The sequence below is a fragment of the Mucilaginibacter sp. genome (assembly GCF_028288105.1).
Classification (GTDB): Bacteria; Bacteroidota; Bacteroidia; order Sphingobacteriales; family Sphingobacteriaceae; genus Mucilaginibacter.
Genome location: NZ_JAQBOI010000324.1, coordinates 1 through 10571, shown reverse-complemented (window position 1 = coordinate 10571; position 10571 = coordinate 1). Strand labels below are relative to the sequence as shown.

Below are 10571 nucleotides of genomic sequence, written 5' to 3'. Positions count from 1 at the left end.
GAAAAACTAATACAAGAAAAACCTCAATATTGGCTGTGGAGCCACCGCAGGTGGAAATACAGACCGGAGGATATAAACAAATGATGAACACACCTAAAGTTGCCGTAGTAATATTAAACTGGAACGGCATCAAGTACCTTCGCGACTTTTTGCCCTCGGTATTAGCCTCTACTTATCCCAATTTGGATATTGTGGTAGGCGATAATGGCTCATCAGACGAATCCCTTGAATTTTTACGGAGCAGGTATCCATCTATCAGGATAATAGAAAATAAAGAGAACTATGGGTTTACCGGCGGTTATAACCGGGTACTGGCACAGGTAGAGGCTGATTACTATATCCTGCTGAACTCTGATGTTGAGGTGGAACCAAACTGGATCCAACCGGTTATTGAGCTAATGGAAAGCGATGTGCAGATAGCCGCTGCCGCACCCAAGATAAAATCATTTCACCAGAAAGATCATTTTGAGCACGCAGGCGCCGCAGGTGGCTTTATAGATAAATTTGGCTATCCATTTTGCCGCGGGCGGATATTCTACGAAATAGAGGAGGATAAAGGCCAATACGAGCAAGCCGGCGAGGTATTCTGGGCAACTGGCGCGGCAATGTTCATTAAAAAGCGTTGCTGGGACTTAGCCGGTGGCTTCGACGAAACCTTTTTTGCCCACATGGAAGAAATTGACATTTGCTGGCGATTAAAAAACATGGGATACAAAGTGATGTATTGCCCGCAGTCTGTTGTTTACCATGTTGGTGGTGGTACGCTTAATTCCGAAAATCCATTTAAAACATACCTTAACTTCCGCAATAATCTTTTGCTGCTAAAGAATAACCTACCGTTTTGGCGGGCATTTTGGGTTATCACGCTTCGTTTTTTTATGGATCTGTTAGCATTGTCCCGCTTTTTGATGGAGGGTAAACGTAAAGATGCCTGGGCTATAAGCCGCGCGCATCAAAACTTTGTAAGGAAGCTGTTTTCAAAGTCAAAAGTTAAAAGTCAAAAGTCAAAAGATTATAGGGCTATAGTTTCCAATCAAAAAACACAGCACCTTACCGGCACATACTCCCGCAGTTTGGTTTGGGATTTCTTTATCGATAAGAAGACGAAGTTTACCGATCTGGAGAAGAAGGATCTGCATTAATTGTTTCTCGCTAAGAAGCCCAATCTCCTTAAGTGGCGAAAATTGGGGTTTGGGCTAAAGCCCACTATCTGGTTTCTCTATCCGTCCCATAAATGGGACGGCAATGAATAGGAACTTATTAAAATCACGTCTATTTATCATTGCCGTTGGCTTTAGCCAACGGATTACAAACCAATAACCTTTAGGACGATTTACAATTGCACAGCCCGGATGCATGGCGGCTTGTTGGTGAGGACACCAACAAGGGCGAGAGATAAATATTTCTATTATTTATCGGTCTGGCGCTGTTGGGACTATGCCGTCATCCGGAAGGTCGGTATCATTGGTGTCGGTAAGCGGTGCATTAGTTTCTTCTGCTGATGCTTTTTTGTTCTTTTCAAACAGTTCCTCTTGTTGTTTGGTAAGCCTCAGGTGCAGATCGCGTTGCGGGAATGGTATCTCGATGCCTTCCTTATCAAATGCGGCATAAATATCAGTCAGCACGTTACTTTTAAGCGATAACCAAGTACCAATATCAGCAGCCCAAAATAACAGCCTGAAATCAACCGAGCTCTCATTCAAGTTATGTACAAATACCAATGGAGCAGGGTTATCCATGATCTCGTCCCGGGTAGATAGCAGATCGGTTAATAATGCTTTAACTTTTTCAATATCTGATCCATAAGCTACACTGATGATCAGCTCGATCCGGCGATTATTATTGCTTAGTGTCCAGTTAATTACATGGTGCGATATCAAGTCACCGTTTGGAATAATAACTTCGGCACCATCGCTGGTAGCCAGTTTGCTGGAACGAATCCCGATTTCCATAATAGTACCCGACCGGTTATCTACCTCTATAATATCACCTATTTGTATCGGTTTTTCAAAGGCCAGTATTAAACCCGATACCAGGTTATTTACAATATTCTGCAAGCCAAAACCAATACCTATACCAAAGGCACTTATGATAATGGTGATTTTATCCAGCGGGAAACCCGAGGCGGCTACAGCTAACAGAAAGCCTACTGCAAATACCCCCAGTTTTATCAGCAGGGTAGAAGTACGGTTCTTCTTTTTCAGCACGTCGATATCGTTAGCATGTTTGCCCGCTACCTCGTACAGGTAACTGATGATCCTTGCCGCCACTGATGACAGCCATATAACCGCTATAAATACGATGATGCTCTGGAACGTAAAGCTGGTGTTTGTACCGCCAAGGCTGCGGCTTTCGGTCAGGAATTTTTCCAGATAGGTGAATACCGCATCTTCAATACTTAGGTTTTGGGTAAGCATTATCAGCCACAGCACAGTTGCCAGGATAGTTAAAATACTTCTGAACTTATTCTGCAGCAGTTTAAAATCAATGAACGAGCTTAGGCCATTGCTGCTTTTGTTGGCCTCCAGTTGCAAAAACAGGCTTTGCATAATTACCTGCACCAGGTAATACATGCCTAAAGCCAGCCACAAGTTATATATAGCGGTAACGCCAACAATTTTTGATAGGGTAACCCGGCCAAATACATTAAATAAAAAGGCTATTCCCTGTAAGCCGATAAAGATCTGTAGTATGATTTTGGTATATGGCAGATAATCTTCGGGGGCTTTTTTAACCTGAGTAAAGAAACGGATGCTGACGATAGTAGTAATAAGCGACAGTAACAATACAATAACCCTATCCGTATTTGATACCTCAACAAACAGGTTACTAAAGCTATAAACAACTGCCAGCCAAAATAATAGGTGCAGGTATTTAAATAAAGCTTGCGGGCAGGTTTTCTTAACCAGATAAAGTATGGCCAGTATCAGTACAATAAAAAACAGCTCCTGCACAATAACCGGCGGATGGTCATAAAAATTGGGGACTATAGCGAAAGTGATAATTACAGCAGATGCAATAGGATAAAGCGATACATATTTAGCATGGTTAAATACCGATTCGGGGGATTCTTTAACCTTTAAAACTTTGCGTCTATTGGCATATAGCCAACTAAGAAACAATACAAAAACCAATAAACCGGTAAAGTGAATAAGCGGATCGCGGGTTATAAAAAACCTCAGCAATTTGGTATTCATGCTCACCGTTTTAGTCAGTGCTGTTTTAAAAGTGCTTTCGGTATTGGCATCCATTTCCCAGATACTGTCATTTTCATCACTAAGGGCCTGAATGCTAAACTCCCTGATCTTAATATCTATCTGATCTTTAAGATCCAGCAAGGAAATGTAAACTGATGAGGTACGGTTTTGCAGCAAACCAATTTTAAGTAACAGCTTTTTGTTGGTGGTATCCAACCGTTTATGCTTGCTATCAATAGCTATTTTTTGGATGAGGTAGGTGGTGAGCAGGCTGCTATCGGCAGGGATAATTTTTAAGGACGAATCCTTTTCCATTGATGCCAGCTCGTTTTGATTTTGTACCAGTTTGGAGTTTATATCAGCTAATTTATCCTGCCATATATCCAGTTGATCATCGCTGCGGGTTAAAATATCACGTATGGCGTAAAGGTAGCGCAGGGTACTCGAGCGGTCGTCATCTATTAGGTTTTTGATCAGACTGATACGGGTCTCAAAAGAAGGTAGCTTTTGGCTGATCTCCACTGTATCAATATTGCGCGACAGACTGGTTTTTATCTGATTAAATGAAGAAGTATAATACTCTACCTTTTGCAATAAATTATTGATAGAGGTATCAGACTTTTTAAAGGTGCGCATCATAGAATCGCGTCGCAGGATAGCTTTGCGTAACGAATCGCGTACAGATTGGGGCTTCCGTTTAGATTGCGCCGAAACATCCGCTACGAAAAAAGTAAGTATCAGTAGTAAAAGGGAGCTTATTTTAAATACTTTATTCATGCAGGGGATAATTTCGAATATTCAATCTGGGGTTTAACCAAATTTCAGACGTATGGTTTTTAGATTTAGTATTTCAGCAGCAGGCTTTCAATAGCCAACCTGTACGAGTGCATGCCAAAGCCAGCTATAACGCCTTTGCAGCTACTGGCAATCATAGAGTGGTGCCTAAATTCTTCCCGTTTATACACGTTAGAAATATGCACTTCAATTGTTGGGGTGTTAATAGCCGCAATAGCATCGGCAATAGCAATAGAAGTGTGGGTATAAGCACCGGCATTCAGCACAACACCGTCATAACTAAAGCCAACTTCGTGCAGTTTATTTATAATTTCGCCTTCAATATTACTTTGGTAATAATTAATGGTGATGTTTGTAAAGTGTTGCTGCAATTGGGCAAGATAGCTTTCAAAATCGGCACTGCCATATATAGATTTTTCGCGTACGCCAAGCAGGTTTAAATTTGGCCCGTTTATAATTTGTATATTCATTTGTTCAAACTTAGCTATAAAACATTAAAACTAAAATCAATTGGACTGGCCATCGGCAATAAAAGGGTTTAAAACCTATCTGAAACTGGAAAGATCACTCGCTGCTAACTCTATTGAAGCTTACAGCCGCGATCTGCAAAGACTCTACCAGTACGCCGATACGATGGAAACTAAATTATCTCCCGATAAATTCACCCTTACCGATCTGCGTAATTTTATCAATTGGGCAAATGAATTAGGGATGATACCTTCCACACAATCGCGGGTATTATCGGGTATAAAAGCCTTTTATAAATACTTGCTGATGGAAGACCTGATAGCCAGCGACCCATCTGAACTGTTAGAAACACCCAAGATACAGCGCAAACTGCCGGATACACTGAGCATTCATGATATTGATAAAATGATTGCCGCCATTGACCTGTCTAAACCCGAGGGGACACGTAATAAAGCCATTTTAGAGATTTTGTATGGCTGCGGCTTGCGGGTATCAGAGTTAACTGAATTGAGGCTCTCTAATTTGTTTCTTAGGTCAGATGTCGAATTTATAAAGGTTACCGGTAAAGGAAGTAAGGAACGATTAGTACCCATTGGTGGCGAAGCCATAAAAGCCCTAAGGATTTGGATAGAGCAGGTACGTGTGCATATCGAGATTAAAAAGGGAGAAGAAGACCTGGTATTTTTAAACCGCCGGGGCAGCAGGCTGAGCCGGGTTTACATTTTTATGCTGATAAAACAACTGGCAGAATTAACTGGGTTGAGGAAAACCATTAGTCCGCATACCTTCAGGCATTCTTTTGCTACCCATTTGGTAGAAGGCGGTGCCGACCTGCGTGCAGTACAGGAAATGCTGGGCCACGAAAGCATCACCACCACAGAGATCTACACCCACCTGGACAGAGAGTATTTAAAGAGTACGATAATAGAGTTTCATCCGAGGAATTAGGGTTTCTTAAAAACCATGCCATTGCGAGGAGCGATAGCGACAAAGCAATCTCTTTAAGCATTTGTTTATGCAAGATGTATAATTATCCTAAAGAGATTGCTTAGTTCCTCGCAATGACGTGCAGGTTTACTGTCATTTCGAACGATAGTGAGAAATCTTGTTCATTTGACAGGTAGTGACTTTGCATTTCGAACAAGATTTCTCCTCGTACCTCGTTCGAAATGACAGTTTGTGATTAAACTTTCACCGCTTTCATCATCCTGTCCCTGCCGCTCATATCTTTACGTAACTCAATGTCAGTAAATCCTTTATCAGTTAGTAGCTCAACTGTTTCTTTACCAAAATTTTCATTTATCTCGAAGAACAGCAGGCCATTTTCAGACAGTTGTTTAACCGCGAAATCAGCAATGGCTTTATAGAAGATCAGCGGATCATTCTCCGGTACAAACAGCGCCGTGTGCGGCTCAAAGCCGGTTACGTTTTGGTGCATTTGGGCTTTGTCAATAAGGGTAACGTATGGAGGGTTTGAGATAATTATTTCGAATTTCGAATGTTCAATTTCGAATTTTGTATTCAGTATATCCTGTTCAATAAACTCAACCTCAACGTCGTTAATTACAGCGTTTTGTTTAGCGGTATGTAAAGCTTCGGGTGATATATCTATAGCAGTAACCTTTGCATTTGGCAGGTTCTTTTTCAGGCTGATGGCAATACAACCACTACCTGTTCCAATATCTAAGATTGATACGCTACTGCCAACTGCCAACTTCAAACTGCTAACTGAAGAAAGAGTCCATTCTACCAATTCTTCCGTTTCGGGTCGTGGTATTAGTGTGGCGGGGTTTACCAAAAAGTTAAGACCGTAAAATTCGGTATTGCCTAAAATATACTGTACAGGTCGGCCGGTTTTAAGCTCTTCAAGGATGCCCTGGATCTTTTCAGCAGCCTCGCCGGGTACATCATCTTCGGGGAAAGCCTTTATTTTGGCGCGGGACATATCTGTAATTTCTTCCAGCACCAATAGCGCAATCGCCTCTATCTCACGGGTATCATACACCTTATTTAGGCCTTGCTGAAAGGACAGGAATACATCCTTAATAGTTTTCATGCAACAAAGTAACATAAAACCTACTTTTGCACAATGGCATTACATGAAATATATATGCAACGCTGCCTTGATCTGGCTGCTTTAGGTGCAGGCTCGGTTAGTCCGAACCCAATGGTTGGCGCTGTAATAGTTCATAATGATAAAATAATAGGAGAGGGTTATCACCAAAAATACGGTAAAGCACATGCCGAGGTAAATGCCGTTAAAATAGTGACAGACAGGTATGATAACTATGTCGATCTATTGAAACAATCTACCATATATGTTTCCTTAGAGCCCTGTTCGCATTATGGCAAAACGCCACCCTGTGCAGATCTCATCATTAAACATCAGATCCCAAAAGTAGTGGTTGGCTGCCGCGACCCGTTCCCGCAGGTGGATGGAAAAGGTATTGAAAAACTGCAGGCCGCAGGTATAGAAGTAACTATAGGGGTGTTAGAAAAGGAGTGCCAATGGCTAAACCGTCGCTTTTTTACCCGTGTACAAAAACAAAGGCCATATATCATACTAAAGTGGGCGCAAACTGCTGATGGCTTTTTTGCCCCGGCAGATGGCACGCAGCATTGGATAACCGGCCCCGAAGCAAGGAAACTTGTGCATCAATGGCGTGCCGAAGAAGATGCCATATTGGTGGGCAAGAATACCGTGCTGGCCGATAACCCGCAGTTAAACGTACGATACGCCGAGGGGAAATCGCCAAAACGTGTGGTGATAGACCGCCGGCTGGAGTTAAATAAAACTTTGAACGTGTTTGACCAATCTGTTGAAACGTTGATATTTAACGCGATAAAAACAGATATTGACGGAAAGAACAAGTACATTGCACTGGAAGACTTTGATCGATTTGTGCCACAGTACATTCTGTTCCAGTTGTATTTGCAAGATATCCAGTCGGTAATTATTGAGGGTGGTGCACATACACTAAACTCGTTTATTGATGCCGGTTTATGGGATGAAGCACGTATTTTTACCGGCCCATCTGTTTTAAACGATGGTATTAAAGCGCCGGTTGTAGGCGGTACAAATACCGGTGAATATGCAGTGGGCGCAAATAGTTTACAGATCTTTACAAATCTACCTATATAACCTATAATAAATGTTGTACGTTTTTTTAAGTATTTGCTGCAGCGTTATCGTTTCCGTATTGCTAAAACTTGCCAAACGCTATCAGATAGATGTTTTTCAGGCCATTACATGGAACTATTCGATGGCTATCCTGCTTACCTGGTTCTTTTTTAAACCCACTATACCCAGCCTGCAAAATGCGCCGGTGCATATTTACTTAGGCCTGGGGATATTGTTACCGCTACTGTTTATGGTGATGGCTATATCGGTCAGGATAGCTGGTATTGTGCGTACCGATGTTGCACAAAGGCTTTCGTTGTTTATCCCGCTGCTGGCCTCGTTCTTAATATTTGGCGATAGTTTGAACAAGCTAAAAATCATTGGGCTTGTAATTGGTTTCGCGGCTATACTTTGCTCTATACCGTGGCAAAAGAAAACGGCTAACCGCAAGGTTTATTCAAACGCGTGGATCTTCCTGCTGATCGTGTTTTTTGGGATAGGAATAATTGATATCCTGTTTAAACAAGTTGCTTTATTTAAAGAAGTTCCATACACCACTTCGCTTTTCCTGATATACACACTGGCATTTGTTATTGCCTTAATTGTACTGATATTTAGGGTGCTCACAAAGAAGACAAAGTTCTCCTGGCTGCATATTATGTTTGGCTGGATACTGGGTGTGGCTAATTTTGGAAACATCCTGTTTTATTTAAAAGCACATACATCCTTGTCAAAAAGCCCCTCAACTGTATTTTCCGCTATGAATATTGGTGTGATTGCTTTGGGTACGCTTGTTGGCCTTGTAGTGTTTAACGAACGGTTAAGCATCCTGAACAAAGTAGGCGTAGCGTTGGCGGTTATAGCCATTGTAGTAATTACCATTTCCTGATTCTGCTGCATGTTATTTGACGATACTTATAAAACCATCGCCCAACCCGTTGAAAGCATTTTCCGCGATCGCGGCAGCAAGTTCCTGGGCTTTGCCTATCCTGTTACTTCTGATAATGATATAAAAGCCATAGTAGCAAATTTAAAGGCTGAACACCCAAAGGCAAACCACCATTGCTGGGCGATAAGGCTGGGGATAGACCGCTCCGTTTTTCGTGTAAATGACGATGGCGAACCATCGGGCACAGCAGGCAGGCCAATACTGAATACTTTGCTATCCCGCAATATCACCAATGTTTTGGTGGTGGTTGTCCGTTATTTTGGCGGGACTTTACTGGGCGTACCTGGACTGATAAACGCCTACAAAACCGCTACCGAGATAGCGCTGGATACAGCACAGGTGATAGAGAAGACGGTAAATGATATCTACACCATCACCTTTGATTATGTACAGATGAACGATGTAATGCGTATTATTAAAGATGACCAGCTGCAGATCTTAGAGCAGGTATCGGAGCTGAACTGCCAGATAAAATTCTCCGTCCGTAAAACACAGGTGGAGCAGGTGATGAGTAAGCTAAATAAAGTGAGCGGTGTAAAAGCGGTTTATAATTATAGTGGGTGATACAACATAGACGCTTGTTTTAACAGTTATTGCGCCTTATATTTAAGGCAACTTTTCACAATATTGATGTCCGCCCGATTTTTTAAGCCGTTATTTTTACTGCTATTCCTTTTCGTTTTTCAAATAGCTTATGCTCAACAGGATATAGATTTTCACCTAAGCAATACTTTTCTTGCCGGAAAAAACATCATCAAAGTAAAACGCGATTTTAATGACCCTTATCTGTGGGTGCTAACGCAGAACAGTGAAGTTTATCGCATTAACAGCGAGACTTTAGTGATTGATGACTACACCTCAAAATTTGCAGCATATAATAATTTGCCCATTATTGATGTGGCTGGAAATTCTGGAGATGAGGTTTTTATAGCCCAGGCTGACAAGATAATACGATATACCAATGGCACTATAACTACCATTACAAGCGCCGAAGGTTTAAGGGGGCAAGTAAGTGCCATCGGTTTTCACCACAGTATGTACGACAATTATGACGCCGATGGCAATCACCTGGTAGGGCCTACACTTATGATAAGTACTAATATAGCTACCGATTATTACTATACCACTACCAAACGCCTTCTAAAAACCGAGCAGACAAAATTTTTGGTAAAAGTGGCAACTTATAGAAATGTTATGCTATTTCATAATGAAAAAGATTTAACATGGCTGTTTCAGGAAGATTGTTACCCGGTATTGAGCACAGTTTACCAATCTATGTATGTCGGATATATCTACCTGGAACCACAAATGTTTGGCAGCCAGTTAAAGGCGATGTATTACAATGGCGGTTTGGAGTATTATTCTACAAATTTTGGTATATATGGCAATCAGTACTGGGCTACCGAAAAAGGTCTTTTTCAAAACAAGTGGAATAATTCTCAAAACCCGGCTCTTTATGGCTATAATCATTATCTGGAGAATAACCATATCAATCAAATATCTTCAATTTTAGGGTTAACGTCATTTGATTTTTCAAACGTGCGCGAAAATATGCTTGTAGCTACCGATGAAGGTTTATATATAAGTAATTCAAAGTTCTATCCGCAGCAAATATTACCCAAATACGAATTCTATCACTATGATGGCTTGGGTAATAAAAAGATCAACTATATTGATGTGAATGCTACGCCAACAAGTGCCTATACATATTCAATAATCGATTATTGCGAAAACGGCGTTTGGGTTGGCGCTACTGATGGCTTGTACTTGCTAAGGCCCGATTACACAAATTACTTCGACCAAAATCAAACCATAAAAGCCATCACTTTTGACGGTCAGCCTTCCGACAAAAGCACCTTAGATCTGTGCCCGGGCGTTCCAGCCAAGGCGAATTTTTATATTATTAATACAAACGCCAGTATACAATGGTATAAGAACGGGCAGGAGCTGGCCAATCAGAGCAATAAAACGCTCGAGATCAATTCGACAGGCGAGTATTATGCAGTACTATATGATCCTTGCTCAGGTTTGCACGTGCAAA

General features: G+C 41.5%; 9 protein-coding genes. 6 read left to right on the top strand and 3 right to left on the bottom strand.

The window, feature by feature from the left end:
* On the top strand, window positions 1–1142 hold a 1142-nt coding region (locus JWQ85_RS21405), incomplete at its 5' end, for a glycosyltransferase family 2 protein (RefSeq protein WP_367186270.1).
* Window positions 1143–1412: 270 nt separating this feature from the next.
* Here the strand turns inward: JWQ85_RS21405 and JWQ85_RS21400 are convergent.
* Window positions 1413–3974, bottom strand: a complete 2562-nt coding sequence (locus tag JWQ85_RS21400; RefSeq protein ID WP_299471632.1) for a mechanosensitive ion channel domain-containing protein — start codon at window positions 3972–3974, stop codon at window positions 1413–1415.
* 65 nt (window positions 3975–4039) lie between these two features.
* Entirely contained in the window at window positions 4040–4462 is a 423-nt protein-coding gene (gene aroQ / locus JWQ85_RS21395; protein ID WP_299471630.1) for a type II 3-dehydroquinate dehydratase, read from the bottom strand.
* 40 nt (window positions 4463–4502) lie between these two features.
* On the opposite strand from aroQ, the gene xerD reads away from it, so the two are divergent.
* Window positions 4503–5408 (top strand): site-specific tyrosine recombinase XerD, encoded by a 906-nt coding sequence (gene xerD / locus JWQ85_RS21390; RefSeq protein ID WP_299471628.1) that lies wholly within the window; start codon window positions 4503–4505, stop codon window positions 5406–5408.
* 235 nt (window positions 5409–5643) lie between these two features.
* Here the strand turns inward: xerD and prmC are convergent, their stop codons facing one another.
* Window positions 5644–6516 carry a peptide chain release factor N(5)-glutamine methyltransferase gene (gene prmC / locus JWQ85_RS21385; RefSeq protein WP_299471626.1) on the bottom strand — a complete coding sequence of 291 codons (873 nt, stop codon included), beginning with the start codon at window positions 6514–6516 and terminating at the stop codon, window positions 5644–5646.
* Between the two features lie 33 nt (window positions 6517–6549).
* On the opposite strand from prmC, the gene ribD reads away from it, so the two are divergent.
* The 4 genes from ribD to JWQ85_RS21365 all read left to right on the top strand — a co-directional run.
* Window positions 6550–7602 carry a bifunctional diaminohydroxyphosphoribosylaminopyrimidine deaminase/5-amino-6-(5-phosphoribosylamino)uracil reductase RibD gene (gene ribD / locus JWQ85_RS21380; RefSeq protein ID WP_299471624.1) on the top strand — a complete coding sequence of 351 codons (1053 nt, stop codon included), beginning with the start codon at window positions 6550–6552 and terminating at the stop codon, window positions 7600–7602.
* A 10-nt stretch (window positions 7603–7612) separates the two neighbouring features.
* Window positions 7613–8470: a DMT family transporter gene (locus JWQ85_RS21375; RefSeq protein WP_299471621.1), complete on the top strand. Its 858-nt coding sequence runs from the start codon at window positions 7613–7615 to the stop codon at window positions 8468–8470.
* A gap of 9 nt (window positions 8471–8479) precedes the next feature.
* Window positions 8480–9094 carry a YigZ family protein gene (locus JWQ85_RS21370; protein WP_299471619.1) on the top strand — a complete coding sequence of 205 codons (615 nt, stop codon included), beginning with the start codon at window positions 8480–8482 and terminating at the stop codon, window positions 9092–9094.
* Between the two features lie 66 nt (window positions 9095–9160).
* Window positions 9161–10571 (top strand): hypothetical protein (locus JWQ85_RS21365; RefSeq protein ID WP_299471617.1); only part of this gene is annotated, 1411 nt, incomplete at its 3' end.